The organism is Bradyrhizobium quebecense (assembly GCF_013373795.3).
Lineage (GTDB): Bacteria > Pseudomonadota > Alphaproteobacteria > Rhizobiales > Xanthobacteraceae > Bradyrhizobium > Bradyrhizobium quebecense.
In genome coordinates, this window is the sequence record NZ_CP088022.1 from 5,782,387 (window position 1) to 5,807,676 (window position 25,290).

The 25,290-nt window shown below is 59.9% G+C and carries 28 protein-coding genes and 4 pseudogenes; 20 read left to right on the forward strand and 12 right to left on the reverse strand.

The window, feature by feature from the left end; genetic code table 11:
• Nucleotides 1-84 precede the first annotated feature (84 nt).
• Nucleotides 85-258, reverse strand: coding sequence for a hypothetical protein (locus HU230_RS27885; protein ID WP_176529019.1), 174 nt, complete (start codon nucleotides 256-258; stop codon nucleotides 85-87).
• 1,070 nt (nucleotides 259-1,328) lie between these two features.
• Here HU230_RS27885 and HU230_RS27890 point away from each other — a divergent pair.
• A complete protein-coding gene (locus tag HU230_RS27890) occupies nucleotides 1,329-1,979 on the forward strand; it encodes a M41 family metallopeptidase (RefSeq protein ID WP_176529018.1) in 651 nt (216 codons plus the stop codon).
• Here HU230_RS27890 and HU230_RS27895 read toward each other — a convergent pair.
• Nucleotides 1,976-2,200, reverse strand: a complete 225-nt coding sequence (locus HU230_RS27895) for a hypothetical protein (RefSeq protein WP_176529017.1) — start codon at nucleotides 2,198-2,200, stop codon at nucleotides 1,976-1,978. The genes HU230_RS27890 and HU230_RS27895 overlap by 4 nt on opposite strands.
• Nucleotides 2,201-2,372: 172 nt before the next feature.
• Between HU230_RS27895 and HU230_RS27900 the strand changes: the two genes are divergently transcribed.
• The 4 genes and pseudogenes from HU230_RS27900 (at nucleotide 2,373) to HU230_RS27910 (ending at nucleotide 5,546) form a co-directional block, all read left to right on the forward strand.
• The gene (locus HU230_RS27900) at nucleotides 2,373-2,639 is read left to right on the forward strand and encodes a hypothetical protein (protein ID WP_173643880.1); all 267 of its coding nucleotides are present in this window, start codon (nucleotides 2,373-2,375) and stop codon (nucleotides 2,637-2,639) included.
• A 453-nt stretch (nucleotides 2,640-3,092) separates the two neighbouring features.
• Nucleotides 3,093-3,278 (forward strand): IS66 family insertion sequence element accessory protein TnpB, encoded by a 186-nt coding sequence (gene tnpB / locus HU230_RS44155; RefSeq protein WP_420840899.1) that lies wholly within the window; start codon nucleotides 3,093-3,095, stop codon nucleotides 3,276-3,278.
• A 104-nt stretch (nucleotides 3,279-3,382) separates the two neighbouring features.
• Nucleotides 3,383-4,947 (forward strand): annotated as a pseudogene (tnpC, locus tag HU230_RS27905) (IS66 family transposase).
• A complete protein-coding gene (locus HU230_RS27910) occupies nucleotides 4,944-5,546 on the forward strand; it encodes a plasmid pRiA4b ORF-3 family protein (protein ID WP_176529015.1) in 603 nt (200 codons plus the stop codon). The pseudogene tnpC and the gene HU230_RS27910 overlap by 4 nt, the downstream one beginning before the upstream one ends.
• Nucleotides 5,547-5,550: 4 nt before the next feature.
• On the opposite strand, the gene HU230_RS44160 is transcribed toward HU230_RS27910, so the two are convergent.
• Nucleotides 5,551-5,895 (reverse strand): hypothetical protein, encoded by a 345-nt coding sequence (locus HU230_RS44160; RefSeq protein WP_234633909.1) that lies wholly within the window; start codon nucleotides 5,893-5,895, stop codon nucleotides 5,551-5,553.
• A gap of 213 nt (nucleotides 5,896-6,108) precedes the next feature.
• A complete protein-coding gene (locus tag HU230_RS44165) occupies nucleotides 6,109-6,327 on the reverse strand; it encodes an alcohol dehydrogenase catalytic domain-containing protein (protein WP_414645690.1) in 219 nt (72 codons plus the stop codon).
• Between the two features lie 113 nt (nucleotides 6,328-6,440).
• Between HU230_RS44165 and HU230_RS27925 the strand changes: the two genes are divergently transcribed.
• The gene (locus tag HU230_RS27925) at nucleotides 6,441-6,899 is read left to right on the forward strand and encodes a hypothetical protein (RefSeq protein WP_176529014.1); all 459 of its coding nucleotides are present in this window, start codon (nucleotides 6,441-6,443) and stop codon (nucleotides 6,897-6,899) included.
• On the opposite strand, the gene HU230_RS27930 is transcribed toward HU230_RS27925, so the two are convergent.
• From HU230_RS27930 to HU230_RS27950, 5 genes and pseudogenes are all read right to left on the reverse strand, one after another.
• Nucleotides 6,869-7,504 carry a hypothetical protein gene (locus tag HU230_RS27930; RefSeq protein ID WP_176529013.1) on the reverse strand — a complete coding sequence of 212 codons (636 nt, stop codon included), beginning with the start codon at nucleotides 7,502-7,504 and terminating at the stop codon, nucleotides 6,869-6,871. The genes HU230_RS27925 and HU230_RS27930 overlap by 31 nt on opposite strands.
• Before the next feature lie 416 nt (nucleotides 7,505-7,920).
• Nucleotides 7,921-9,203: pseudogene (locus HU230_RS27935) on the reverse strand (IS256 family transposase).
• Between the two features lie 806 nt (nucleotides 9,204-10,009).
• A pseudogene (locus tag HU230_RS27940) lies at nucleotides 10,010-10,765 on the reverse strand (IS5 family transposase).
• A 418-nt stretch (nucleotides 10,766-11,183) separates the two neighbouring features.
• On the reverse strand, nucleotides 11,184-12,410 hold the full coding sequence (locus HU230_RS27945) for an IS91 family transposase (RefSeq protein ID WP_176529012.1): 1,227 nt from the start codon (nucleotides 12,408-12,410) through the stop codon (nucleotides 11,184-11,186).
• A gap of 20 nt (nucleotides 12,411-12,430) precedes the next feature.
• Nucleotides 12,431-13,292, reverse strand: a pseudogene (locus HU230_RS27950) (tyrosine-type recombinase/integrase).
• 1,052 nt (nucleotides 13,293-14,344) lie between these two features.
• On the opposite strand from HU230_RS27950, the gene HU230_RS27955 reads away from it, so the two are divergent.
• From HU230_RS27955 to HU230_RS27980, 6 genes are all read left to right on the forward strand, one after another.
• Nucleotides 14,345-14,626, forward strand: coding sequence for a hypothetical protein (locus HU230_RS27955; protein ID WP_173643875.1), 282 nt, complete (start codon nucleotides 14,345-14,347; stop codon nucleotides 14,624-14,626).
• 414 nt (nucleotides 14,627-15,040) lie between these two features.
• Nucleotides 15,041-15,307: a hypothetical protein gene (locus HU230_RS27960; protein WP_176529011.1), complete on the forward strand. Its 267-nt coding sequence runs from the start codon at nucleotides 15,041-15,043 to the stop codon at nucleotides 15,305-15,307.
• 189 nt (nucleotides 15,308-15,496) lie between these two features.
• Nucleotides 15,497-15,916: an NAD(P)-binding protein gene (locus tag HU230_RS27965; protein WP_224924201.1), complete on the forward strand. Its 420-nt coding sequence runs from the start codon at nucleotides 15,497-15,499 to the stop codon at nucleotides 15,914-15,916.
• On the forward strand, nucleotides 15,913-16,077 hold the full coding sequence (locus tag HU230_RS27970) for a hypothetical protein (protein ID WP_224924200.1): 165 nt from the start codon (nucleotides 15,913-15,915) through the stop codon (nucleotides 16,075-16,077). Before HU230_RS27965 ends, HU230_RS27970 begins: the two co-directional genes overlap by 4 nt.
• A complete protein-coding gene (locus tag HU230_RS27975; RefSeq protein WP_224924199.1) occupies nucleotides 16,074-16,316 on the forward strand; it encodes a hypothetical protein in 243 nt (80 codons plus the stop codon). The genes HU230_RS27970 and HU230_RS27975 overlap by 4 nt, the downstream gene beginning before the upstream one ends.
• Before the next feature lie 25 nt (nucleotides 16,317-16,341).
• Complete coding sequence (locus HU230_RS27980; protein WP_275949094.1) at nucleotides 16,342-16,488, forward strand: FAD-dependent monooxygenase; 147 nt, start codon at nucleotides 16,342-16,344, stop codon at nucleotides 16,486-16,488.
• Between the two features lie 578 nt (nucleotides 16,489-17,066).
• On the opposite strand, the gene HU230_RS27985 is transcribed toward HU230_RS27980, so the two are convergent.
• A complete protein-coding gene (locus HU230_RS27985; protein ID WP_176529010.1) occupies nucleotides 17,067-17,264 on the reverse strand; it encodes a hypothetical protein in 198 nt (65 codons plus the stop codon).
• Nucleotides 17,265-18,162: 898 nt separating this feature from the next.
• Here HU230_RS27985 and HU230_RS27990 point away from each other — a divergent pair.
• The 3 genes from HU230_RS27990 to HU230_RS28000 all read left to right on the forward strand — a co-directional run bounded on the left by HU230_RS27990 (nucleotide 18,163) and on the right by HU230_RS28000 (nucleotide 20,127).
• A complete protein-coding gene (locus tag HU230_RS27990; protein WP_224924198.1) occupies nucleotides 18,163-18,357 on the forward strand; it encodes a hypothetical protein in 195 nt (64 codons plus the stop codon).
• An 811-nt stretch (nucleotides 18,358-19,168) separates the two neighbouring features.
• Nucleotides 19,169-19,510: a hypothetical protein gene (locus HU230_RS27995; RefSeq protein ID WP_176529009.1), complete on the forward strand. Its 342-nt coding sequence runs from the start codon at nucleotides 19,169-19,171 to the stop codon at nucleotides 19,508-19,510.
• 416 nt (nucleotides 19,511-19,926) lie between these two features.
• On the forward strand, nucleotides 19,927-20,127 hold the full coding sequence (locus HU230_RS28000) for a hypothetical protein (protein WP_176529008.1): 201 nt from the start codon (nucleotides 19,927-19,929) through the stop codon (nucleotides 20,125-20,127).
• Here the strand turns inward: HU230_RS28000 and HU230_RS44170 are convergent.
• The gene (locus HU230_RS44170; protein WP_414645689.1) at nucleotides 20,111-20,431 is read right to left on the reverse strand and encodes a transposase; all 321 of its coding nucleotides are present in this window, start codon (nucleotides 20,429-20,431) and stop codon (nucleotides 20,111-20,113) included. The genes HU230_RS28000 and HU230_RS44170 overlap by 17 nt on opposite strands.
• Before the next feature lie 875 nt (nucleotides 20,432-21,306).
• Between HU230_RS44170 and HU230_RS28010 the strand changes: the two genes are divergently transcribed.
• The 3 genes from HU230_RS28010 (at nucleotide 21,307) to HU230_RS28015 (ending at nucleotide 23,722) form a co-directional block, all read left to right on the forward strand.
• Nucleotides 21,307-22,101 (forward strand): di-heme-cytochrome C peroxidase, encoded by a 795-nt coding sequence (locus tag HU230_RS28010; RefSeq protein WP_224924197.1) that lies wholly within the window; start codon nucleotides 21,307-21,309, stop codon nucleotides 22,099-22,101.
• Nucleotides 22,102-22,689: 588 nt separating this feature from the next.
• On the forward strand, nucleotides 22,690-22,800 hold the full coding sequence (locus tag HU230_RS43870) for a c-type cytochrome (protein WP_338077473.1): 111 nt from the start codon (nucleotides 22,690-22,692) through the stop codon (nucleotides 22,798-22,800).
• Nucleotides 22,801-23,380: 580 nt separating this feature from the next.
• Nucleotides 23,381-23,722 (forward strand): globin domain-containing protein, encoded by a 342-nt coding sequence (locus HU230_RS28015; RefSeq protein WP_224924937.1) that lies wholly within the window; start codon nucleotides 23,381-23,383, stop codon nucleotides 23,720-23,722.
• Here HU230_RS28015 and HU230_RS44175 read toward each other — a convergent pair.
• The gene (locus HU230_RS44175; protein WP_224924196.1) at nucleotides 23,609-24,268 is read right to left on the reverse strand and encodes a DUF2188 domain-containing protein; all 660 of its coding nucleotides are present in this window, start codon (nucleotides 24,266-24,268) and stop codon (nucleotides 23,609-23,611) included. The genes HU230_RS28015 and HU230_RS44175 overlap by 114 nt on opposite strands.
• Nucleotides 24,269-24,482: 214 nt before the next feature.
• Between HU230_RS44175 and tnpA the strand changes: the two genes are divergently transcribed.
• Together tnpA and tnpB (HU230_RS28025) are read left to right on the forward strand one after the other, a co-directional pair.
• The gene (gene tnpA / locus HU230_RS28020) at nucleotides 24,483-24,908 is read left to right on the forward strand and encodes an IS66-like element accessory protein TnpA (protein WP_224943635.1); all 426 of its coding nucleotides are present in this window, start codon (nucleotides 24,483-24,485) and stop codon (nucleotides 24,906-24,908) included.
• Nucleotides 24,905-25,261, forward strand: coding sequence for an IS66 family insertion sequence element accessory protein TnpB (gene tnpB / locus HU230_RS28025; RefSeq protein ID WP_176529006.1), 357 nt, complete (start codon nucleotides 24,905-24,907; stop codon nucleotides 25,259-25,261). The genes tnpA and tnpB (HU230_RS28025) overlap by 4 nt, the downstream gene beginning before the upstream one ends.
• Nucleotides 25,262-25,290: the final 29 nt, after the last annotated feature.

A 25,290-nucleotide genomic window follows, 5' to 3' on the forward strand; every position in this document is an offset into this window, starting at 1 on the left:
GGGCCGACTCAAGTCGTGACCCCGTTTGATTAGGGGACAGCCACCATCATGCCCCCTTGCTCGGAGCAGGGCCCCTTACCGCATCTAGCCTGACCAGGCCGCGCTCTGCGGCTGATCAATCGTCTCGAGCGATGCATCGAGTTCTGCGATTAGCGCGCTGTGCCTGTTCTTGTCCGCTATTGGCGGGCAGCTATCGCCGATCGCAATTGGCTTTCGAAGATGAGCGATATCGGCAGCGACAAATTCGTCGAGTGTCATGGCAGTCACCTGCTTTCTGCCTGACATCCGCAGCATGAGTGGTTAAGAGAGCGTAAAGACCTAGCGTCTCGCCCATAGGGCTGAGAAGACCTTCGCCTTTCCGCGCGGCATATGCCTAGCGCCTATCAGCCCCAACAGAATGACTTTGGCATGCATAGACGACCGTGCGGTGCTGCGCGGCGTTGATAAGTCCGGTGGCTCCGGATTTGCAAGATTATCGGTGCGAGCCGGCCTCACATAGCAAGGACTCTTTCCAAGGTGCAGCAAGATGGATGGTTGGATAGTGGCGGTCACCATCCTCAAGGAAGACAGCGACGACGACGAACAGGTATGTAACTTTGCGGTCAGCCGTGAAGCTGCCCCTGAAAGACTGCGGGGGCAAAGGCCGCAATGCTAAACTGCCCGATCGAAGAGAAGCAATTGCAAAGGCCCGGCGTGGAGCCCGGCGAGCTGATCGCTATACTCGATGACTAGATCGACCCAATCATCTCGCGACCCCAAAGTCACTAAAAGCGCTGCACGTCTGATCTCGCTCACCCGCGTCCGATTGATGACATGTGTCCGGAAGCCGCCATTTGAATTGCGAGAAATTGCTCGGGCCAAAGCTGGAAGCCTCGGGCCAAAGCTGGAAGCGATGCGTTCTGCCTCTCCTTCGAGCAGAGTTGCATTTCGACTATTTGGCACGCCGGTTGCTACCCCCTTATGGCTTGGTTGCTTACTGATGAACCTCGTGAGACGGCCAAGTCTCCACCAGCAACTCGTGCGGGCGGCTCCTTCCGCCGTCCGCACCCTTTTCACGGTGCTGGCCTTAGCGCCGCGCTTCGTGTGGATCGTGACCTGTGGAAAGGCTGCGCAGCTTTTCGCCTCATTTGCGTCGCGACGGTCTGGCATGCGAGTTGCTGAGAGACGTTTGGACTCGGCTTCTCATACTTTCGCGCAACCCCCATGAGATGGCGAAGTCCGCGCAGCCTTGCGCTCGCGCGAGCGGCTCCTCCAGCCGCTCGCGCGTCTTTCGGTAGCATCGGCCTAGTGCACGCTGCGGAGATCATGCCATAACCCGTGAAGAGGCGTTGAAGATCGCCATTGAGGCGCCCACACAATGGTCTCAAGGGAAGGTCGCAACGGCCGTCGTGCTTGCCGAGATCGCGAAGCTCGAAGCGAGTAGGCCGACACCTAGGCGGCCTCCAAAACGGAAGCTCTCTTCCATAACGCGGATGCGCGCGTTAAAGTTACGCCCTAGCAATGTCAGGCCCCTAGGGTCGCGCTGCCATCCTCCGGATATCGAGCAGGAGTACACCGAAGTATTCGAAGAGCGCGAGATCGCTGCATATCACGAGGCGGGGCATGCAGTGATTGCTCGCGCACTAGACATAGAGGTCGCGTGTGTTGCCATCATTCCTTTTATGGGTCGCATTGGGCACGTGTGGCACGAGAAGGCCAGCCCCAAGACTGAAAACTTGATCACGATGGCAGGGCCATTCGCGGAAGCTCGCTTCACCGGCCGGCTGCTTTGTGCTGGCGATGACGAAGCCAACATCACCAGCGCAATGACGCAATTGCCGGAGCCGCGCGAGCACTATGAGGCGAAAGCAAAGACGCTCGTGGCGGAAAGCTGGCGCGCTATCGAAATTGTCGCGGAAGAACTATTGATCGGAGCTGGCAGGCTCTACGGCCCGATGCTTGATTTGGCTATATGCTGCGCTGCCCCCGGCGTCCCCTAGCGATCGATGATCCCGGCGAAGATGGCTTTGGCGCGCACGGAGACGGCCATGTAGTGCTGTGCCGCTTTGATAGACTTGAGCCTTCCCGGGTCATTCTGTGCGATGTTGGGATCAGATAGGAGGCGCTGGAACCGCGCCCTGCGCCACGCCTGCACACGGAGGAGGCGTGGCAGGATGGCCGGCCGCGCGACAGTGTCGATCCGCTCAAACTTGCTCGCCACGGCGGCTTTCCTCCAAGTCGTAGCCTAGCGCAGCTCGCGCTACGCATGGAAGAGGGTCCCGTGATCCTACGGACTGGGCCGCCACGGATCTGCAATCCTCCCATTATTGGGAGGTGGCTACTAAGCGTGGATGCGTAGAGTAACCGCCTGTCTTGAATATCGGACGAGTGAGATGGCAGCAGGATGGATGGTTTCGATCGGCGTTCCCAAAGCCGACGGCAAGCTTCGATATGTAACCTATGCGGTCGCAATGGCCGATGCGACAGAAGCCGTAAAGGCTTCGTTGGCGGCCAGCGCGGGCGAAGCAGCGATCTCGAATTCCGAACTACGCGAAGCTGACTTGAAGGGCCTCGGCGTGAGAGCTGGCGAGCTTGTGACCATATATGATGATCGGAATGATCCGCTGATCTCACGGACGTGGCGTCCTGATACCGGCTAGGATCGAGCCGCCCCAATTCTCAAGGCACCGCTGACCAGAGCCTTTCGGGCCGCGTGCGGTCGTTTGGCACGCTCGTTGCTGGGCTTGGTTGCTTGGCCCCGATGTCGCGGGACACCAAATCGTCAAAGTCAGAACTGGCGCGGGCGGCCCGCGATGGTATTGCCAGCGACCCATCATAGGTTTCTCTCGGCAGAGATAAAGCGCATGATCAAACACCGAATGCTTTTCAAGCAAGCAAAGCCCCTTACTGACCGTCTGTTGGAAGAGGTGGCGCGCTTAAGGAACTGCGCTGACCAGATGCCGGCATGCCCAAAGTGCGACGCGATATTGCGCAAAGCGCGGGAGCATCAAGTGACTGCCCACATGGCAGATGGATTAGATCGTCCGGGCTTAGGTGCCCAACTTAGCCGGCGGCCCTCATCTTACCCCGTGGAAGCTTCAACCCAAGACGCGATGAAGGGTGTGGCGGTGGTCTTCCGTGCGAAGCGCGCTGATCGGGTGAAGATTGTCGTCTGGGATGGCAGCGGCCTTGTGATGTACCGGAAACGGCTCGATGGCGGCCGCTTCATGTCCTCCCATCGTGGCCGGCGTCATGCGGTTGAATGCCGCGCAGCTGTCCGCGCTTCTGGCCGGCATTGAGTGGACACGCATGCATGCGCCTCGAATCCCGCAGCCGAAAGCGCTTTGCGTAAGACATAAAATCTTCGCTGCATCGTGGCGCGAAGCATGGCAGACTCGGGCCAATGAGTGATTTACCTGATGTGCTGCCGAGCGATCCAGGCGACTTGCGTGTCTTTGCCGCGGCTCTGCTGGATCGCTGCGCCAGGCTCGAGCGGTTGCTCAAGCTTGCAAAAGATGCGCAGTTCGGTCGATCGTCGGAAAAGCTGGACGCTGATCAGCTACAGCTTGTTTTGGAGGACATCGAAGAGGCCGTCGCGGCTCTCGAAGCAGCCGAGAATCACGCCAATCCAAGAACCTGCGAGAAGAGAACTTCCAAGCGCGGGGCCAATCGTGGCAAGCTGCCGGAGCATTTGCCACGCATCGTCGAGACCCTGATGCCCGCTGCAACCTGCTGCCCGTGCTGCGCAGGCGACCTTTTTGAGATCGGTCACGATGAGAGCCAGATGCTGGACGTCGTACCGGCGCAGTATCGCGTCATCGTCACCCGCAGCCCCAAACTGGCCTGCCGCGTCTGTCACGGCGTCGTCCTCCAGCATGCTGCTCCCGAGCGATTGATCAGGGGAGGACTGCCGACCGAGCGGCTGGTCGCGCATGTGATCGACGCCAAGTATCATTGGCATTTGCCGCTCTACCGCCAGGCGCAGATGCTGACGACGCACGGTATCGCCATCGACCGTTCTGCGCTCGCCTTCTGGGTCGGCTATGCCGCCCAGGAATTGAAGCCCTTGTGGCATCGTCTGCGCCAGCTTCTGCTCGGCTCTTCGAAGCTCTGTGTCGACGAGACCCCCGCACCGGTGTTGGATCCGGGGCGCGGCAGGACCAAAACCGGCTACTTCTGGGCGCTGTCACGCGATGACAGGCTCCGGGCCGGACCTGACCCACCTGGCGTGGTTTACGCCTATGCACCGGGCCGTGGGGCCGTTCATGGCTTGCAGCTGCCTGAGGGCTTTCGCGGCATCATCCACTGCGACGGCTATCAGGCTTACAAGACTATGACCCGAGAGACGCGTGCGGACGCCTTGTCCGGGACGCTTGCCTTCCGCTGGTCGCATGTGAGGCGCCAGTTTGTGAAGATCGAGCGCGAGGCCGCTCCGGCGCCAGCTCCGGTTGCCCGCGAGGCTCTTGAGTGCATCGCCCAACTTTACGCAGTCGAAAAAGCGCTCCGCGGCCGATCAGATGTCGAGCGCCGTGCTGGCAGGCAGGCGCATGCTGACCTCTGGCGACAGCCTTGAAGCAGTGGTTTGAGGCCAAGCTTGATTACCTTGCACAGAAGAGCGACACGGCGAAGGCCCTGCGTTACGCGCTGCGTCATTGGGACGGCTTGACGCTCCATCTTTATGACGGGTGCATCGAGATGGACACGAATGCTGTCGAGCGTGCGATGCGGCCGATCAAGCTCAACGCCAAGAACTCCCTTTTTGCCGGTTGCGACGAGGGCGCCGAGAATTGGGCAGTTCTCGCTTCGTTAATCGAGACCTGTAAGCTCAATGGCGTCAGTGCCGAGCACTGGCTCGCTGACGTTCTCGCGAAGCTCGTCAATGGCTGGCCAGCGGCGCGACTGGACGAGCTGCTTCCCTGGGCGTCGACATATACGATGCATGCACACGATCCGAGGCTGGCGGCATGAGCCTGAACACGACCGCGGTCCGGATCAAGGTAACTCTCAAGGATGTGAAGCCGGAGGTGATGCGTCGCCTTGTCGTACCCGTTACCCTGCGCCTTGATCGGTTGCATCTGACGCTTCAGGAGGCATTCGGCTGGACGAACAGTCACCTCTTCGAGTTCTTCGCTGGTGAGGCACATTGGGGGATTCCCGACCCCGACAATGATTACGGCCACCAGCCCATTGATGCCCGTAAAGCGCGGCTTTGCGATATCGTTCGAGAGACCGGCGCCAAGACGATCCACTATCTCTATGACTTCGGCGACAGCTGGGATCACGTGATCAAGCTCGAAAAGTGGTTCGACAACACCACGACGGAGGGCATGCCCTTCCTGCTCGAGGCCGCCGGTCGTTGTCCTCCGGAAGACGTCGGCGGTGCGCCAGGCTATGCCGAATACCTCGATGCCGTCGGTGACCCCACCCATCCGGAGCACGAACATATGCGCCTCTGGGGCCCGGAGCGGTTTGATCCCAACGTCGTCGACCGGAAGGCGCTTGAGGCCGCCGCCAACGCATTGTCCGGAATTTGGAAGCCACGTCGGCAAAAGCTACGATCAAAATAGGGCGTCAAGAGCCAATCAAAAGAGCCGCAGAGCTACGCTTACCATAGACCATCGCGCTCACGACCAGGAGCGGCCGGATCCGGGACGGGCCGAGCTCGGCCCATGTCCGCGCGTTGCCTTTCGGGTAGAGGCCGAATTCCAGCCAATCTCGAGCGCCGTCATCTCGCCGCCCGGTGACCTTGTCATCGACATCGATCATGATGATCTCGGCAGGCGAGTAGAATTGTGCGGTCAGCAGCGTAGCCAAGCCGACGGGGCCGGCACCGACGATGGCGACGGCGGAGCCGGGCGAGATCTTGCCGTTGAGCACGCCGCACTCGAATCCGGTGGGAAGGATGTCGCTGAGCATGACGAGAGCTCCCTCATCGACCCCATCAGGCAAATGGTGGAGGCTGGTGTCGGCAGCGGCGTCCGGACATATTCGGCCTGCGTGCCGTCGATCTTGTTGCCGAGGATCCACCCGCCGGTGCGACAGTGCGAATACATAACTCTCCGGCAGAAGTCGCATTTGCCGCAGGACGAATGCAGGAGATTAGGACGCGGTCACCCGCCTTGAAAGCGGTCACGCCACAGCCAACCTGTCAACGACGCCCACGTCCTCATGGCCTAGAATTGGGCCGGGCTGACAGGTCGTTACATCACCCTTGAGGATGTGGAGATCAGTGCCGCAGATCGTGGTTTTCACGATCCGCACGATGGCGTCTCCGGATTCCAGGATGGCCGGTTTCGGTCGCTGCGCGAGAAACTTTTTACCGGGCCCCTCGAAGATGAGCGCTTTCATTTCGCATCACCTCCTTGCGTATTCAGTCCGCCGGTTTTGCCTCGGGCAATTGCCATCGTCGCCCGGTAGAGCCGAACCGTGTAGTTCCAGACTTTGGTGATCGGCAGGCAGTTTTGGATCTTGCCGTCGTAGCCTCCAAACTGGCACCGCAACTGAGCCGTCCGAGCCAGCCGCGCACTGAGCTTGCGAACGCATCGGTGGTCATGCCGGCATACGGCACCGCCATTAATCTGCACCAGGCCCTTCTCGCCGCTGGCGGCAAGCGCCCTGCTGTCCTTCTCCAGAATCGCTTTGAACGGCTGCCGCGGAAGAGCGCGCGCTCGACCACGCTGATCTCGGCGTCGAGTACAGGATCGTGGGCAGCGAGCCGCAATGCCTCGATCGCATGCGTGGCGCGACCGGTTCGAACTGTTGCAGCCAGTCGCGCGCGAGCACGCCGCGCAATACGCCTCACGACCGGCGTGCGCCGGACGTACCAACCGGCGATGCGCCGTTCGCTGACGGGTTTGCCTCGATATGCAGGTCACCGCATCGAAATGCGTCACGTCGATTCTTTGCGCGCCGGCGTCTGAAGCGACGATTGAGCGGGGTAGAGCATGAGCCCGTCTAGGCAGCAAATTTCGCCGGCGACAACAGCATCGTAGGAATGCCCTCGGTCCTCGATAGTGACGGTTCGCGTCACGGCATTCCCGGTCTCGAGCCGATCCGACGAGCGATTGATGGTCAGCGCGTTCGACAGACTGCCTGCAGCGAGGAAGGGCAGATCGGATGCCACATGCGGGATGAAGGTCTGAAATGCGATCCGGGGGAGCGTGAGCGTTGCCTCGCGTGTGGCCGGCGGATCGGCCGCGTATTTGGCGACGATCGTCAGACCAGAGATCGCATAACTGCCCGGCTCCTGCGGATGGATCGCGAAATCGAACCAGACACCGCCATCAGTGAGGCCGTCGCGCTCTTCGCTCTCATAGGGGCTGCGCAGCTGCCGCGTCAGGACATTGCACGGTTGGAACTCTGGCAGCTTGGGCGGCGCCGTCTTGTAGTTCGGCGCCAGCACCTCGATCCGCTGCGTGGCGGCCTGTCTCACCACGACGCAGGGCGGATCGAGCGTCACCCGCAGGATCGGCTCTGGCGTGTTTTCCTGAGCGTGGGCCGCGCATGGCGCCAGCGAGCCAAGCATCGGGGCTGCGTTAGACAGCGGATACCTCATTGCTTCGCTCCCGCCGGCTGCGTCGCATCCTGGTGGGCATATTTCAGCTTGAGGACATCAGCAGGCGTGGCCTGAACCTGTCCAGGCTTCAGCGGCGCGGGACGTGGTCAGGTCTGCCGGTGTAACCTGATCTTCTGGCCGCCCTTCTGGGCTGGGTCGATCCGACGGCCTGCCAAATAGTCAAGCCCCTCATCGACGACAATTGCCGCATGCGATCAACTACCAAGGCTCGCAATTGACCTGCTGATGGGGGCATGACCACCCCAGTTAATGATCGTCACTGAAAACTGTGCCGATCCGGCTGCATCACATGCGTTGAGGCATAAAGTCATCATCGGCCGATGAGCACGAGAGCTATCGCCAAATTTTGGTGACGGCGCGGCCGGTCAGGCGGCGGCGGTTATGGGCTGACGGTCAGTCGGTTTGGCGATGAGCTCGATCCCGTCGTTGAATGTCACACCGAGAACGAGTTTTGGCAACTGGTTGTGGCCATCGAGACGACGCCGGCTTTTCTGCGCGGCCTCAAGCAGTTTGAAGACCATCGCGGGCGCCGTTCTGTTGGACAGGCAGCCCTTCGATCGGATCGTGCGGTGGCGCACGGTAGCGAAGGTGCTTTCAATGGGATTGGTGGTCCGCAGGTGTTTCCAGTGTTCGGCCGGGAAGTCGTAGAACGCCAGTAGCGTGTCCCGATCCTTGCTCAGGCAGTCGGCCGCCTTCTCGTATTTGGGCGTATAGCTCTCGATGAAGGCGTCGAACGCCAGCTCGGCGGCGGCCTTGGTTTCGGCCATCCAGCTCTCCTGCAACGCGCGTTTGGCTTTAGGCTGCTGGCTCTTCGGCAACTTGGCGATCACGTTGGCGGTCTTGTGTACCCAGCAGCGCTGCTCGCGCGTTTTCGGCCAGACCTCGCCGGCGGCCTTCCAGAACCCGAGCGCGCCGTCGGCGATGGTGAGCCGCGGCGGCACGCCGAGCCCGCGCCGCTTCAGGTCGAGCAGCAGATCGCGCCAGTCCTGCGCGCTCTCGCGGGCGCCATCGGTGAAGCCGACCAGTTCCTTGCGGCCTTCCGGCGTCGCGCCGATCAGCACCAGGATGCACTGCTTTTCGTCTTCGAGGCGTGCTTGGAGATGGATGCCATCGGCCCAGATGTAGACGTAGCGCTTCGCCGACAGATCGCGCCTCTGCCACGCGGTGTGCTCGTCAAGCCAACCGTCCTTCAGACGGCCGATGGCGGATGCCGACAACCCGGCAGCATCCTTGCCGAGCAGCGCCGCCAGAGCCTCGGAGAAGTCGCCGGTGGAGATACCCTTCAGGTAAAGGATCGGCAGCAGCGTCTCGATCGATTTCGAGCGGCGCATGTAGGGCGGCAGGATCGACGGAGAGAACCGGATGCGGTCGGGATCGGTAGCCTCCGCCTCGCGATCGCGTACACGCGGCTGGCGGACGCCGACCGGACCGATACCGGTCATCACCTCGCGTTCCGGCAGGTGACCGTGGCGCACGAGCGCTGGTGGCCGTCCGCAGTCCTCAAATCGGCATGCTTGCCGAGAAAGTCCGCGACCTCGGCCTCGACCGCCTGGGCCAACAGAGCACGCGCCCCATTGCGCAAGATTTCGGTGAGTTGATCGTCGACGTTTCCTGGCTGAATCAACTTGATGATGTTATCTTTGGACACGGCATATCGCTCCTTCGGTGGAGAAGTGGAGGCGTCAAGCACCCCCACGATATGCCGCCTTCCCGATTCCCGCCGTCACCAACTTTCAGCGATAGCTCGTTAACGGCTCGGCAGTCGCAATGACCGACTTTGCCAACCACCAGTACACGGAGCGCATATTATGTCGCATATAGCGAATGTGAAATTCTGGATCGACGAAGGAGAGCGGCGAACTTTGGATGCCTTGGGTCGCTCCTCAGCGAGGCATCTCGCCAATAACCTCTCGCCCGATCTCCGTGCCGACGCTATCGAGCACCGCGACGCCATGGTCCCACCTCCGCCGCCGCCGACGATGAAATCAGGGCGAATTGACACCATGACTCCCTCGATCTCGATAGCCTCGAAGGTTGGCGCCGCACTGGAGCGCTGTGGGCCGGTGATCCATCCCGGACTTGTGCAGCGCAACTAGCAAGCGCTCTTCGGTCTCAGTCCAGCGATTGAGTCCGTTCGCACGCGTTCGTCCCGTTCCGCTTCCGAAAAATCATTGCTGATTGCCGGAATATACACATGCCCTAATTCTCTCCGGTTAGGGTGAGACAATGAAACGGGCCGCGTCATGCCAACGGCCCCTTACCGAAAACTTCTACAATACTGATATTAACAGAACATAGCCAGGTAGCGCCACCGAGAGTTCACTGCTGGGCTACAAAAGGGCGATCCCGCGTGGCTCGCTAGAGTCCATCCACGAGAGCGGCACCTTCACGAGGATGACGCAGGCCGGTAAAAACCGGTTCGAATAGCCGTCAAGGTCTAGGCGGCGTGGACACTTATCGCATCCATAGAACGATGGCTGCGAGAGTGACGACGGCAAGGTAATTTCGGGCGGTTTTTTCGAAGCGGGTTGCGACGCGACGGAACTGCTTGAGTTTGCTGAAGCAGCATTCCACGAGATGGCGCTGGGCATAGAGATGCTTGTCGAGCGGATGTTTGAGTGCCCGCGACGGGTTGTTGGGGATGACGGCGAGTGCCCCTTTGGCTGCGATGGCTTGGCGCAAATGATCGGCGTCGTAGGCCGTATCAGCCATAACGACCTCGGCAGGCAATCCCTCGATCAGTTCGGCAGCTTGCGGCGCGTCGCCCTTCTGGCCTGCGGTCAGCGTGAACCGCACCGGGCATCCCAGGCCTCGGACGGCCAGATGTATCTTGGTGCTCAGGCCGCCGCGCGAGCGGCCGAGCGCTTGATCTTCAGACCCCCTTTTTTCGCTCCGGCGGCGTGCTGATGCGCCCGGACGATGGTGGAGTCGACGATCAGATATTCGAAGTCCGGATCGTCCGACATCGCCTCGAAAATCCGTGCCCAAACTCGCTTGATGCTCCACCGGCTAAAGCGCCGGAACACGCTGTTCCAGTCGCCGAACGCCTCCGGAAGGTCACGCCAGGGAGAGCCTGTGCGCACGATCCAAAGTACGCCCTCCACAAACATCCGGTTGTCGCGTCCCGTTGAGCCCTTCTGGTCAAGCCGACCGATGATTAGCGGCGCCCATCCGCTCCCACGCCGCATCGCTCAAAACCAACCACTGCATCACACCAAAGATTGCCTCCCAAAAGCAGCTTTGAATCTGATTTGCTCCTTAAAAGGAATCTGGAGGGTTCTGTGAGGTCGCGCTCACGCGAGGGCGCGGCAGGCGCTTATGACGCGACCTCATTGAAGCCGGATTGAACGAAGGCGCGGGAGGCTATTCGCGGTTTTGCAGCTATGGGGATTGTTCGAGATCGCCATGCCCGATCTGCTGGCTCGGCGCGTGAGGCAGAGACACAGGAGTGCGCATCCTGGAAGAGTTGAGATCAGACGCGCTTCGCCTGAGATCGCGATAGGCCTTTTGCTGCATCGGACGGTTGTTGTCGCGCAGTGTGACAGCACGGATTCGACATCGTCCGCGATGATCGAGACGCTGGGAGCGAAATGACGAATGATGATCGTCGTGCACGACATGACTTGGCTCACGATGTGTCGCATCGGAACGGTGATGTTCGAGGGCTGGGGCGTCTGAAGCTATGTCGAAAGCGCTCAATGATGCGCATGACGCCACCACAATCGGGACAGGCAGGAACCTCGGCCCGGGTTTGAGCCTCCGAATCCACAGGCGACGGCTGGCCATCGTTTGGGGCTGTTCGCTCATGATCGAGAAGTTCGCGGCAAAGGGCGAGCTTGGCAGCGCGATGGCGGTTGGCCATGAAGCCGAAGTGGCGGATGCGGTGGAAGCCGTCAGGCAGCGTATGAAGCAGGAAACGGCGAATGAACTCATCGGGCTTGAGATTCATGATCTTTGTCGCGCTGTTTTGGCGATAGTCCTTCCATGAGAAGGCGACATGATCGTCGTCGAGTGCGACGAGCCGGCTGTTGGCGATCGCGACGCGATGGGTGTAGCGGCCGAGATAGGCCAGGACCTGTGCGGGTCCGCCGAAGGGCCGCTTGGCGTAAACAACCCAGTTGATGCGTCGCATGGCGTCGAGGTGGGCCGCAAAGGCAGCCGGCTCGGCCAGAGCTCCGAGATCGCCGAAGAAACGGAAGGCACCGGAGTTGAAGGCTGCCGACAGACGTTTGAGAAAAAGTGTGCGAAATAGTCTGGACAACGGTTTGACGGCCAGGAAGAAGTTCGGTCGGCAAGCGGTCCAGCGCGCGCCATCGGGCGAGAGGCCGCCACCCGGAACGACGCAATGGACGTGGGGATGATGCATCAGCGTCTGTCCCCAGGTGTGGAGGACGGCGACGCCGCCGATCGCACCGCCGAGCCGGCGTGGATTGGCGGCGAGCGTCGTCATCGCCTCGGCGGCAGCCTTGAACAGGATGGCATAGACGACGGCCTTGTTCTGGAAAGCGATCGCGGCGATCGGTGCGGGAAGTGTAAAGACGACGTGGAAATAGGGAACCGGAAGCAGGTCGGCTTGACGCGCGGCGAGCCACGCGGCTCGGGCTCTCCCCTGACACTTCGGACAGTGCCGATTGCGGCAGGAATTATAGGCAACGCGTGTCGTGCCGCAGTCGTCGCAAGCCTGCATGTGGCCGCCGAGCGCCTCGGTCCGGCACGCAACGATCGCGCTCATCACGCGCCGCTCGACCCGCCCCAGATGACCGGCATGTACACGGCGATAGGCGTCGCCATGCCGGCACAGAATATCGGCAATCTCGATGGCGGGCCTGTTGGAGCGGATGTCGGAGCGGGTCATGACCCGCATCCCGCTGCGGGTCATCCAGGTGGCGTCACCTCCAGCGACAGGCGATCGAGCGGGCTCTGCGTCGCTCGGATCGTATCGGTGGCGACCTGCGTGTAGCGCGCTGTCGACGACAAATTATTGTGCCCGAGCAAGACCTGGATGATCCGGATATCGGTTCCGTTCTCGAGAAGATGTGTCGCGAAGCTGTGGCGCAGCGTGTGCAGCGTGACGCTGCTTGGTCAGGCCCGCAGCCTTCACCGCCGACCGGCAGGCGGCATGCAGCACGGTCTGATCGATCGGATGATCTTCGTCACGACCAGGGAACAGATAAAGCCGCGGCCGGGCGAGCCGCCAGTAGGTGCGCAGGATGCCCAGCAGCTGGGGCGACAGCATCACGTTGCGATCCTTCGCGCCCTTGCCGTGGCGCACCTGGATGACGCCGCGGGCGCTGTCGATGTCTTCGATCCGCAGTCCCGCAACCTCCGAGGCCCTGAGCCCGGCCGCATAGGCGGTGGTGAGCGCGGCGCGGCTCTTCAGGCTCGATACCGCTTCAAGAAACTGAACCACTTCGTCGGCGCTGAGAACGACCGGCAGCTTGCGCGGTTCTCGCGCATAGGGAATGCGCTCTGGGATGAGCGCCTCGCCGAGCGTGACGCCGTAGAAAAACCGTAGCGCACAGACGATCTGGTTCAGCGCCGGCCATGAGATGCCGGTCGAGACCAAATGCACCTGGAAGGCGCGGACGTCTTCCAGCTCTAACCGGTCAGGCGATCGGCCAAAATAGCGGCTGAACTTCGAAACCGCGCTGATGTAGGATCTTTGCGTCGCCGGCGACAGATTGCGGACGGTCATGTCTTCGATCATGCGGCGGCGAAGAGGGCTCAAATCGGCCATCTCGATACTCCTGTCTGAGGGGGTGGGCTCCAACACCCACATCCTCTCAGCCAGGAGGCGATCTATGCCACCTTGCCCCCTACGCCGCGGCAGCGGCTTAGTTCAATCCCTAGAGTCCACACCACCTAGAACATACGCTCAACCAGCAGCACGGCGCCGGCAATACTCAGAAGTACGATGATGAGAGTCCAATCGCGGTGTTCCTCCGTCATGGTCCCACCTTGGAAAGGACGGTCGCAACGCCCCGGAAAGAGCACCAAGCCGTGGTAAATTGTTCCACATCATCAAAGCGAAGAGTCAACTTCGCGGCCCCCGAAAGGAAGAGGCTACACGCCGAGGCCGAATTGTCCTCATCACGAGAAGTAGGACGCTCACCCGATCAGCAGCCAACTTACGCTGACGACGAGCGATATCCCCGCTAAGCTTATAAGGCTAAACTCGACGCCATCAAAATCGGTCCAGAACATAATACTCACCATTACATGACGGATCAGGAGAGCGCTTCGCGTATGTCAGTCAGCGGCAGTGTCCTGTGTGGACGCTTCAAAAGAACGGACCCAGTACCTCTGGGGGCCTCTAAGCCCGAGCGGACAGCATAGCGGTGGCAACGTGCATCCCTACACTGACCGCGACTGAGCCGTTCTCGGCGCGACGTGAGATCGCTACGCAAGCGGGTCCGGCCCACGGAACCATATGCCTAGCGTTCCGTCAGCCCAATCAGAATGATTATGGCGCGCGTCGAGATGGCTAAGTAGTGCTGCGCGGCTTTGATGGACTTGTGTCGCGCGGGATCATTCTGGCGATGTGGGATCGGTTAGTCTAAGTCTAGCATCCGCTGGAGCCTTGCCTGCGCCACGCCTGCACCCGACGGAGACACGTCAGGATCGCCGGCCGTTCAACGCTGATCCGCTTCTCGCTCGTCAAATCTGCCACTCCTCTTGAGGTTGCGAGCCTAAGGGAGCCGGCCCTTCCAACCTCCCACTATTAGTAGGTGCGCTTTGCGCTTAGTGGCGCAGAGTAAGCTGGGGCAGTCTCCATATCGGATTGCACACATGGCAGCAGGTTGGATGGTTTCAATTGGCTACATAGAAAGCGGCCAACTTCGGCACGTAACGTATGCGGTCGCGGTGGCTAACGCCACCGAAGCCATCAAGGCTTCACTGGATGTCGGCGCCTCCCGATTCTCATTGGATGCCGGTCTCGGCTGGGTGGCCTTGGCGAATTCTGAACTCAGTCTACAGCAACTGGATGATCTCGGCATGGTGAAAGGCGGGATTTATTCCCTATGGGACGACACGCATGATTGGCTGATCTGGCCCCGCCAACTCCATTAAGTTTGATCAGTGAACACGATGACTTGGCAAGGAGCGATGGTTCGCGGTCTACCGGCAATCGGGCGCGGTGTCCGCTACGGCGCGCGAGACAGTTCGGCCTGCGCGGAGATCTCATGGGAAGGGCACGACGAGAATGACCCCGCCTGCGGTCGCCGATGGGCTATGATCGGCACCGCGGGCAGGCTCGTCGGTCACTTCTACATACACAATGGCGACGATTCAGCCTTCGTTTGCGAACGCGGCTGAGTTCTTCAACAGCCTGCTAGGTCGTCACGCGCCTCGAAAGCACAAGAGACCTGATCAACGGACTGGCGCACGCGGCCCCGACCTCGCGGCCAGCCCCGTGTCACGGATGTTCGATGGCTCTGGCAGAGGCTCGTTAACTCGTACGCCAATGCCTCACGGAGCGGCAAGATGGACGGCTGGTTAGTAACGGTCGCCATCAAGGAAGACGGCGATGACGACGACGACGGGTACAGGCACATAACTTACGCGGTCGCAGTCGCAAACCCGAGCAAAGCCGCAAAGCTGGCCATGAGAGATAGCGTCGCAAAGGGCGCAATGGTTAACCGTCCGCTCGAAGCTGCAATGTTGCAAAGTCTCGGCTGGGAAGCTGGCGAGCTGGCCGTGGTTCACGACGATGACATTGATCCAATCACCTCACGGCCTCGGCATCATTAGCCAACGTCGGATTTTTCATTCAACAGCGTCGGATTGGAAACATGCATGTCCGGAAGCTCCACGAGCAGTTAGCTGGCGCGTTGTGAAGACGCGAGTCGCTTGCTTCTCTCCTCCTTGGCAACCGAGTTGTTGACGCCCGCGAGGTGTGATCGCCAAGATAATAAAAGGCCAACAAGGAGAGGAGAAAACATGGGCGCGGTGAAGACGGTTTTCATCGTGGGTGGCGGAATTGGCGGTTTGACGGTGGCCCATGCGCTTCTACAGATCGGCGCATCCACCAGAGTCATTGAAGTGGGAGACAAGCGTGACCGGATCGGCACCCAAATTACGCTACTGGGGAACACCTTGCTGGCACTCGCCGAACTGGGATTGGTGGATGCGTGTCTTGAAGGTGGCCTTGGTTGGGACTTCGTGTCGGTGCGCGATGGCGCAGGAACGATTCTGAGCGAACAGTCCACCCCAAGAATTTGGGACGCCGATCGTCCTGGCGCACTGGGAATCATGCGGCCACGTCTGGGACAGATCCTGGAAGACTTTGCGACGAAGGGCGGCGCGAAGATTGATTCAACACAACCGTCACCCGAATTGATCAGGACGATGGAGGGGTGACGGTTCAGCTATCGAACGGCGAGACGGGCCGCGCCGACCTGCTGATCGCTGCGGATGGTATCTATTCCAACATCCGCCACAGCATCTTCGGCGAAGAGTTCAAGCCGCACTACGCCGGTCAAGGCGTATGGCGTTATACGGTTTTCGCACCGAGGCGATGAATGGCTTCGTCCTGTATCGCCTTCCGACGGGCCGAGTAGTTGGCGCGCTGCCGCTATCGAAAGAACTGTGCTATCTGTTCTTCTTGGAACGCACGGACGAAAAGCTTCGTATTCTGCAAGATCAGGTGTGCGACTATCTCCGTAAACTGCTCGCCCCCTTTACGGCGCCCGAACTGGTCGCGGCTGCCAAGGTGATCGGAAGACAAGCACATAAGCTACCGCCCATTTCATTTACATAGCTATCGCCCATTTGATGTCTTGATGATGCCAGCCCCCTGGCATCGTGGCCGTGTCGTGCTATTGGGCGACGCGGCCCATTCGTTGACGCCGCAAATGACATCCGGCGGCGGTATGGCAATCGAGGATGCACTGGTTCTTGCCCAGGAACTGGATCGCAACGACGACTTGTAGACTTCGCTCGTGACCTATTGCCGTCGGCGCGAGCAAAGGGTCAGTCGCGTATACGACATCGCATGCGCCATTTGCCGGGAACAGCGCAAACCGGAGCTGGCCGGGACCATTCGATGGGCCTTCTTCGTGAAGGCTACGCGTTTCTGGCTACGCCCGTCTGATCGGAAGCAGGCGAAGTCAGCTGGGAAGGGACAGACGTCGATTCCGCGGTGGCAGGGCCACGTCCGTGGACCGAACGCAAACTCCGTACTCACTTCGGCCCACAACAAGTATGTCACGAGAAGGGGAACTGTATGACAAGACAGGCGGGGTCGCTGCAGGGATGGATTTTGACATCTGCCCCATGGATGACGATTTTTGGAGTGGTTCTGTATCGCCAGTCCTGCCGTTTATGATGAAAGATCTTGCGCAGAACACCGAAGCGCAGGTATTGGTTCCGACGGTGCTTGCCGGGTCGGCGGTGATCATCGCGATCCTGTCGCCATTCGTAGGCGTTTTGGTCAAGCGCGTTGCACGCAAGAGTACTTTGATAGCGACGCGATCGCGGAATCGGCGCCGGTCTGGCTTAACGACATCTATCACATCATCGCGAGCCGGATGATCGTCGGCGCTGCCGAGGCAGTAGTGACGGCGGTCGCAAATCCGTAGCAATAAGCGAATGGCCCGATTTGATAGAGAACTTCCTGCACTGTCTTGTCCGCCAGCGATAGCTGCAACTCAATACCTTTGGTCCCGAGCACGGCAACAGACTTTATCTGTTCGTTCGTCACGGCCATTGATTATGCTCGCATCTCGCTGATGATGATGTGATCGCAAAGCACCCCGGTTTCATCCTCAAAATAAGCTCTCACATCGTGGCGAGGCCGACAACGGGCGGACACGCTTTAACTCTCGATCAGCCTGCGCAGGATGGCTTCCGCGCGCATCCCGACGGCCGTGTGGTGCTGCGCCGCCTTGATGGACTTGAACCGCCCCGGATCATTCTGAGCGATGTCAGGATCAGCTAGGAGACGCTGGAAACGCGCCCTGCGTCACGCCTGTATGGGACGAAGGCGCGGGAGGATCGCCGGCCGCTCTTCAACACTGACCCGCTTCTCGCTCGGCACTTCCAGTCGCCTCCTCTTGAGGCTATGAGTCTAGCGCAACTCCCGGCCCGTGTGGAGGAGGTTCCCGGGATGATACGGATTAATCAAGACCGGCCGAATTCGACAACGAGGGATGGCTCGATTAGTATTCCGGACCAATCTCGCCTGCGCCTTTGTTGAGCCTCCGATATGAAACGACCGTTGATCGCCGCCGCGCTCCTCCTCCTGACCGATTCGTCTGTGAATGCCCAAAGCGCACTAACTGACGCGGAACGTGGAGCTATCCACAAAGCGCGCGAATTTTGTATCGAAGCTCTTGGCCGTGACCGCCGTCGAATATTTTTCGGAAACAGCGACACCGCCGACGCGTTTCACGCACAGGTTAATGAGTGCGCAATGCGCATCATGCCTCGTTACCTGCCTCCCGCGAGCCGTTGAGGCTAGTCTGGGTATGTTTCTTGTTTGCGTGCAGCCGCGCTCGGTTGACGGCATGCACGCCCGATGGCTCCGAATTTGCAGGATCATCGGTCCGAGCCGATTTCACATGACGAGGGCTGCTCCCGAGGGCAGCAAGGTGGATGGTTGGATAGTGACTGTCGCCATCTTCAAGAAAGACAGCGACGACGACGAAGACTTCGGGCATGTAACTTACACGGTTGCGGTCACCGATCCGGCGGAAGCCGTGAAGCTGACCCTGAAAGACTGCGGCGCAAAGGCCGCAATGCTAACTGCCCGATCGAAAAGGAGCAGTTGCAAAGGCTCGGCCTGGAGCCCGGCGCGCTGATAGCTATACACGATGACGAGGTTGATCCAATCATCCCGCGCCCCAGACGTGACTAAAAGCGCCGCACGTCTGATCTCGTTCAGTCGCGTCCGGTTCATGACATGCACGTCCGGAAGCTGCCACCACAGTGCAGGTAGTCAGTCTGCACAAGGTGTGAAAGCAAGCCGTTTTGCGTCTCTGCAGCGTGACCGTCTGGCACGCGAGTTGCTGAGCCCTGTTGGCTTGGTTGCTTATTGATGACCCTCGTGAGACGGCCAAGTCTCCACCAGCAACTCGTGCGGGCGGCTCCTTCCGCCGTCCGCACGCTTTTCATTGATCGCCCTAGCGCCGCGTTTCGTGTCGATCATGACCCGTGAAGAGGCTGTGCAGCTTTTCGCCTCCCTGACTGTCTGGCACGCGAGTTGCTGAGAGACGTTTGGATTTGGCTTCTCATACTTTTGCACAACCCCCGTGAGATGGCCAAGTCCGCGCAGCCTTAACTAGCGCCAGCGCCTCCTCCAGCCGCTCGCGCGTCTTTCCGTAGCATCGGCCTAGCGGCGCGGCGTGGAGATCATGCTATGACCCGTGAAGAGGCGTTGAAGAACGCCATTGAGGCACTCTCACAGTGGTCCCAAGGGACGGTCGCAACAGCTGTCGTGCTTGCCGCGATCGCGAAGCTCGAACTGACTAGGCCGCCGCCCAGACGGCCTCGAAAACGGAAAGTCACTTCCTACGCCAGCGCTCACGATCGCTGGAGGCTGGTGCAATGGACAGACCACATTTATACTGGCCTTCGAGGCTGCTATTCGTCTGCCGATGAGGGGAGGCGCACATGAGCATCAACCGAGCTTCTCGAAGCTATAGTATTCTCATCGCAGACGCGGCCGCATCTGTCGTTAATACGGCTTGCACAGCATGGCGGCTGCACGACCGGACCGACAGAGAAGGCACAAGTGATCGGACCATAAGCGAAAGCGAAGAGATCGACCAAAACGAAAAGCCGGCGCAGTGGCCGGCCCCGCAAATCTTCAATAGCTTGATATGCTCAATGGAAGTACATCATAATCACTTCGATATCCGACGTGATGCGGGGCTGACGGTCAGTCAAGTGAGCGTCCACAATGCGGCGCGCAACCAAGTGCGTAACGATATCTCCGAGATCGCGGGCGGCTGAGAGAATGGTCCATACCTCAGCTAGTAGCGCTTGGCGTTCTGGCGGGACGGACATGCCCCTGTCCTCCTCAAGCCGGAACGACACGGACGGGAGCATCGGATATCGTCGCCTCGTATTCACCAAAGAACGGCCATCAATGGACGCTCCTATGTGCTTTTCGATGTATAGAACGAGGCCGGCACGAACCGCCTCAATGAACTCGGTCGCCGTCAGTCAAATGATCTCTTTGCTCTCCATCTCCCCCCTGAGGTACGCCGAGATGCTTTGAAACGCCGCGCCCAGCGTGCCGCCGAGCGAGGAGACGATGGCGAGCGCGACCCCGGCGCGGAGGACCGAGTACTCGCCCGAGGTGACCCCGCGGGCAGGATCACGGCTCCCAGGTTCGGCATCCGCAGCGGAAGACGTTGCGCAAGACGATGGCGATCAAACGCGATCACTTCGCGGTCGTCGTCCGTCACTGGGTTGTCGTGCATGTGGTCGATAGCAGCGAGGTCGATGGCTTCACTGCTGCGGGCCGTCTCGGCGACGACCAACTCGATTTGCTCGCGCTTCAGCGCAGTGAGCCGCTGCGCCTCCGCAATCAACGTGCCAGCCGCTCGGTCATTTGCGGCACTTGACGAAAGCGACCTGAACAGCCGGCTCCAGGTACACGACGTGATCGCCTTCAGGACGCGGTGCACGAAGATGGATTTCATCTCGATCTCGATTACCCCGGAGAGCTTGGTGTCGCCACACCGTGAGCAGCCCGCGGGCAACGCCATTGCGCCGCGCCACCTCGGAGATGTTCGCCCCCTCCTCGAAGCTCTCCGCTACGATCCGGGCCTTCTCTTCGCCCGTCCATCGCCGCCGCTGTCCGGTGATCACCTCGACCCGACGATAGGAATCACCTTCCTGCCTGGCATCAAGCATGGTATTTGCCATCGTTGCACCTCCACCGATCAGCTCATGCCAGGCTGTATCGCAGGCGAGCCTCACGATGGCGAGGTGGGGGCTTCATCCCGGTTACGTTGATCCAACCCGATCGGTCAGGGGATGCGGGGCCTTGGGCGACGTAACACGACCTGCGACGAAAATTCGTTGCGATCGAAGGTGCAGATGCGCTTGCGCCGCCCGCCCCTATGTCCCTATGTCCCCGCACGTACGATCTGGGGAACGGCGGCGCAAGAGGACTGGCCCCTGGGCGATGAGGCTGATGCTGATCAATTGTCGACGCCCTACACACAAAGATCCGGTACGATGATCGATCGTATCGTACCGCGCTCGTTGCGGAATCAGCAACAAGAGGTTTGCCCAACGACTCTTTGTGCTTTTCAGAAGAGAGCTTGGCCAACGATTTCACGGTCCGAGACTTTGATACCCCGATGCGGTGAGACGCATGTTGCCCGGCAGCGCACGCCAATACCTAGCCAGGCCTCCAAAGCGATCGTCAGTCTCTGGAGACAAATCGGCGTGGGTCTGGTTCGCTACGGCAAGTTCTGCGATTAGTAAGGCTACCGATACACCGCTAGCCGGTGCCTTCTCCCAAGACTTGGTAGGTTGAACTTAGTTGGACAGCGCCCTCTAATGACCAATGATCAGGCGACCTGCAAGCCGAAAGGCGAGCCCAAGTTTGCCGGAGACGGCGTGGGGTTTCGGCGAACGTCTCTTCGGGCGATTTTGACAATGGAAGCGGTAGGCCACACGATGCTCCGTACTCTCATTCTAATTGCCTTAGCGTTTCGTCACGACAAGATCGAGCGCTCAGGGTACCGACGCCAACCCTATCTATGTTGACCAAGGTATGGATTGGACCGCGTATGGATTGGACCGCGGCAGCGAGAGCGGATTTCTATTCGCGCGATCAGGGTTCGCGTTTGATTTCGTTATCTTGGATGCAGGCCCTGAAGCAAACGAACGGACAGCCGTTCCTCGCGGATGGCTTGTCACGGTACGGGTATCTACGGAATCCTGCAAACACGGCCAACCTTCCCGCCGGCTTTCACGCTTCTGGCCCTCAAGACTTCCAGGTCGTCGGAATGACCAGCTCGGCATGTCACTCGCGCCAGATCGAATTTGACGGCAAGGTGTATCGGGTGGATGGCAGTCCGGGGTTTGTAGACTTCTACGCACTGCTTGGCGATCTGGACAAGGCAGTCGGCGACGTGATCGCCAGCGACAGCTCGTTCGCTCCGTTTTCTGCAGCTGTTCTGCGGTCCGCAACGCCGGATGCGGCCGATGTTGCGGATCTTCGTCGACAGGTAGATGGGTGGTACTTGCGGTTTCACACGCTCATGGTGCGTGCGCTGCCCAAGAACGGCTGGGGAGTTGGCCGTCTGGATGCTGTAGGTATGATTTTCAAGCGCATATCCGGACTGGACATCGGCCCGCCACCCGACTTCATGATCCCGGAAAACATGAAAACCGCGGACGCTCCTGTGAGATACCCATTCCTTTGGAATTCGCCGCGACAGGACAAAAGACAATGGCCTGGATTCGCCAACGATGGAAGTGACATCTTGGGGCTAGCTCGGAACGTTGGCGAGGTTCTGGGGGTATTCACTACGTTCGAGCCGATGCGTCAGGGCGCGATCATCAATTTCCTCGACAATTAACTCCGCCAATTTCGACGGCCTGAGCGAGCTTGAAGCTTGGTGAAGTGAATCGGCACTCCGAAATGGCCCTGGAAGATTGACGCTGCTTTAGCCCCCCGAGGCAAGGGTGAAAGGGATTCCGCTGAAGGGGGGTGTCGCGAATGCCACGGGATTGAAGACGGAGAGCAACGCATTCCATTCATCAAAACATGGAGGACTACGGTCCAGAACGTTGGTACCGATACACGAGAATACGACGTCCTCGCCTGGAAAGCGAAGACGGGCGTGCTGAAGGGAGCGTACATCCCTTCGCGACCGTCCCACTCAAGGAGAACGATGAGATCCTTAACATTCTTGCGACCTCGGTCATTGGTTCGATCGCAGAACACCTGTTGGCCGGCGGCGCGCCTTCCACTAACGCACGGGTGGCAGCGGCGCCAGACCCGGGATCGTCGGACACACCGGAGTCTCTGGGGCTCGTGCGACTACCACCAACGCTGCAGGATTTGCTAACGGCTTTCGATACTGCCAGCACCTCCGAAGCAATCAAAAAGGCCAAGCGGCAGGGAGCAGCCGTGGGGCGCCTACGAGGCTCGTGTTCTGCAGGGTATTTGGGCCGCCGCACCTCATCTTCATAACGGCTCGGTCCCTACCCTGGCGGAATTGCTCAAGCCATCAGGGGATGCGCAAACCGCAGTTCAGCGTTCGACGGAAATATGACATTGAAGACGTTGGTCTTGCTGCGTCCCAGGAAGCCGCTGAGCGAAACTCTGTCTGTCACGGATTGTAGTAATATCAATTCTGGAAATAGCCCATGCGGACACGAGTACGGGACCAGTTTAAGCGACCGCGACAAAAAGGCGTTGCTTGAATACCTCAAGACACTGTGACCCGCTCCGGCGCTCCCTCTTTGACCGGTTTCCAGCATGCTGTCGGTCACAGTATGCTCGCTTATCGGCACGAGCCTTGAAACGGAGATCTGATCCAGCACAGCTGCTCAAGGAAGCGCAAGTGATGGCTTACAAATTATCGCGTTTCTACCGTTTGCGTCGCTTGTGCATACGAAACGAGGTTTCACATGACACCAATCTCAATACCACATCACAAAGAATGCCTTCGCTGTGGTTCTGGGTTAGTCACCAGCGAGTGGCATGAACGCGTCAATGCGAACGAAGTTCAGGTTCTTTGGCGCTGCTGGAACTGCAAACACCAATTTATCTCCGTCGTCACTTCCCACGAAAGGGAGCCGTCAGTCGCTGAGATCACAAAACCATTCTTTACGAGCCTGCTCGTCTGACCAATGACGCCCGAGCAGGTCGACCTTATCAGGATATCGTTTGACGCGATGTGGCCGGTCCGTCGCGACCTCGCTGACCTGTGTTACAACAGGTTCGTTGAACTAGCTCCTGATGCAAGAGATATGTTCGGCGGCGATATCGAGCAGCAGCGGATGAAGGCGCTGGATATGATCACCGCGCTGCCCGCCTCGCTCGACGAAAGACCGATGTTCCAATCGCTGATCACGCTTTCAGGTCACAAGCACGCCAGACTTTGCGTTCAGCCATCGCACTTCGTCGCAATGGGCGAGGCGTTGATGTGGAGCTTTGATTGCAAATTCGGCCCTTCTTTCACCCCGAGCTGAGGGAATCGTGGCGGACGCTTTACGCCACCGCCCAGAACGAGATGCTGCGCGCGGCCGGCCGGCAGAGTTCGTTTTGACAACGGCGGGCGAGAAGCCTAATTCGTGACCCAATCGTGGGTCTCCGGTCGGCTGGAGACACACGAAAAAACCTTGTCGCGCGAACAGTGTTCGTGCTCCTGAGCTGACGTTCCGAGATTCGCTGAATTGGAAACTCACGCCAACGCGCTTCGATGAGTCCTGCGGAGAAATGAAATTCGTAGTGACCGCCTTGACGTTCCGCCATACGATCGATGACCCATCGGCGTTTTCGATCGGCATCGAGCGTGGGTGCGTATCTGGGGCTCCAGCCCGATTAGCCGGACGGTGGGTATAGGTCTTGGTGCCATATGTCCACTCGTTTCTGAACCTGTGGTCATGGCCCTGAACTAGAACCTGAGCGTCGCGTCCTGCCTTTCCCTCCTTGTGGGCTGCGTCGACCGCGGCGCGGATCGCCTCTTCCTCAGTGGCGTAAGCGCCGGAGTGCTCACAATGAGCGCAACCCTCCACTGGCCTTCATGGCGCTTGACGAAGTACTGAACGCTTTCCATAAAGCTTGGCTCCGGCATCGCCCCCGTGATCGATAGACGGGTCGTACTCTGCAAATCTGGGTAAGCGCCGTTCAGCGGCCACCTTCCGGACCACGGGACGATCTGCGAGTCTGCGGTTTGTTTGAACCGTTAGGCTTAGAATGGACACAGAGCATAGTGCTATCACGGAGCCGGTGCGGCGGCTTGAGGTCTTCACCCGAGCCGGCCGCCGGCGGAAGTGGAGCGACGAGGACAAGGCGCGGATCGTTGCGGAGATCGTGGCGAGCGGCGACTCGGTCTGTTCGGTAGCCCGACGGCATGGATTGTCGCCGCAGCAGTTGTTTGGTTGGCGCCGTCAGTTGCGAGATGCTGCGGTCGATTATTCCGAAGAGCAAGAAGTAGAGTTTGTGCCGGCGGTGGTAGATACTGTGGTGCCGGCGCCCGCTGTTGGCCGGAAGCGCAAAACGGTGCGCTGCAAGGCCAAAGCGGATACCCGGGCTCGCCGTTGCGATGCCGGGATCATCGAGATCGAAGTCGACGGAATCACGATCCGGGCCGGTCGTGGCGCGGACCCGACGATGATTGCGTCGATCGTCCAGACACTGAAGGCGAGCCGGTGATTGGTCCGTCGGGTGCGGTCCGGGTGATGGTGGCGACCAAACCGGTAGACTTCCGCAAGGGGATGGAAGGGCTTGCGACCCTGGTGCGCGAGAGCATGCGGGCAGACCCATTCTCGGGCGCTGTCTATGTGTTCCGGGCCAAGCGGGCGGATCGGATCAAGCTGGTGTTCTGGGACGGAACGGGTCTGTGTCTGTTCACCAAGAGGCTCGAGGATGGGATCTTCCGCTGGCCGAAGGTCGAGGACGGCGTGATGCGTCTGTCGGCGGCGCAATTGTCGGCGCTGCTGGAAGGACTCGACTGGCGCCTTGTGCATGAGGCGCGGGAGACGCCGGCGCCAACGCGAGCGGGATAGTTGTTGGCGGCACTGCGGCGAAGTGAATC

Coding starts and splice junctions, on each gene's coding strand:
- HU230_RS44160 (WP_234633909.1), bottom strand. CDS start 5,895: ATGCTCAGCGACATCCTTCCCACCGGATTCGAGTGCGGCGTGCTCAAC.
- HU230_RS27955 (WP_173643875.1), top strand. CDS start 14,345: ATGGCAGCAGGTTGGATGGTTTCAATTGGCTACATAGAAAGCGGCCAA.
- HU230_RS27945 (WP_176529012.1), bottom strand. CDS start 12,410: ATGACCCGCTCCGACATCCGCTCCAACAGGCCCGCCATCGAGATTGCC.
- HU230_RS28015 (WP_224924937.1), top strand. CDS start 23,381: ATGACGCCCGAGCAGGTCGACCTTATCAGGATATCGTTTGACGCGATG.
- HU230_RS27975 (WP_224924199.1), top strand. CDS start 16,074: ATGAATGGCTTCGTCCTGTATCGCCTTCCGACGGGCCGAGTAGTTGGC.
- HU230_RS27900 (WP_173643880.1), top strand. CDS start 2,373: ATGGCAGCAGGATGGATGGTTTCGATCGGCGTTCCCAAAGCCGACGGC.
- tnpB (WP_420840899.1), top strand. CDS start 3,093: ATGAAGGGTGTGGCGGTGGTCTTCCGTGCGAAGCGCGCTGATCGGGTG.
- HU230_RS28010 (WP_224924197.1), top strand. CDS start 21,307: ATGGATTGGACCGCGGCAGCGAGAGCGGATTTCTATTCGCGCGATCAG.
- HU230_RS27960 (WP_176529011.1), top strand. CDS start 15,041: ATGGACGGCTGGTTAGTAACGGTCGCCATCAAGGAAGACGGCGATGAC.
- HU230_RS27885 (WP_176529019.1), bottom strand. CDS start 258: ATGACACTCGACGAATTTGTCGCTGCCGATATCGCTCATCTTCGAAAG.
- HU230_RS27930 (WP_176529013.1), bottom strand. CDS start 7,504: ATGCTTGGCTCGCTGGCGCCATGCGCGGCCCACGCTCAGGAAAACACG.
- HU230_RS44170 (WP_414645689.1), bottom strand. CDS start 20,431: ATGGCAAATACCATGCTTGATGCCAGGCAGGAAGGTGATTCCTATCGT.
- HU230_RS27965 (WP_224924201.1), top strand. CDS start 15,497: ATGGGCGCGGTGAAGACGGTTTTCATCGTGGGTGGCGGAATTGGCGGT.
- HU230_RS44165 (WP_414645690.1), bottom strand. CDS start 6,327: ATGAAAGCGCTCATCTTCGAGGGGCCCGGTAAAAAGTTTCTCGCGCAG.
- HU230_RS27910 (WP_176529015.1), top strand. CDS start 4,944: ATGAGCCTGAACACGACCGCGGTCCGGATCAAGGTAACTCTCAAGGAT.
- HU230_RS28000 (WP_176529008.1), top strand. CDS start 19,927: ATGGCGATCAAACGCGATCACTTCGCGGTCGTCGTCCGTCACTGGGTT.
- HU230_RS27995 (WP_176529009.1), top strand. CDS start 19,169: ATGAGCATCAACCGAGCTTCTCGAAGCTATAGTATTCTCATCGCAGAC.
- HU230_RS27980 (WP_275949094.1), top strand. CDS start 16,342: ATGCCAGCCCCCTGGCATCGTGGCCGTGTCGTGCTATTGGGCGACGCG.
- HU230_RS27985 (WP_176529010.1), bottom strand. CDS start 17,264: ATGGCCGTGACGAACGAACAGATAAAGTCTGTTGCCGTGCTCGGGACC.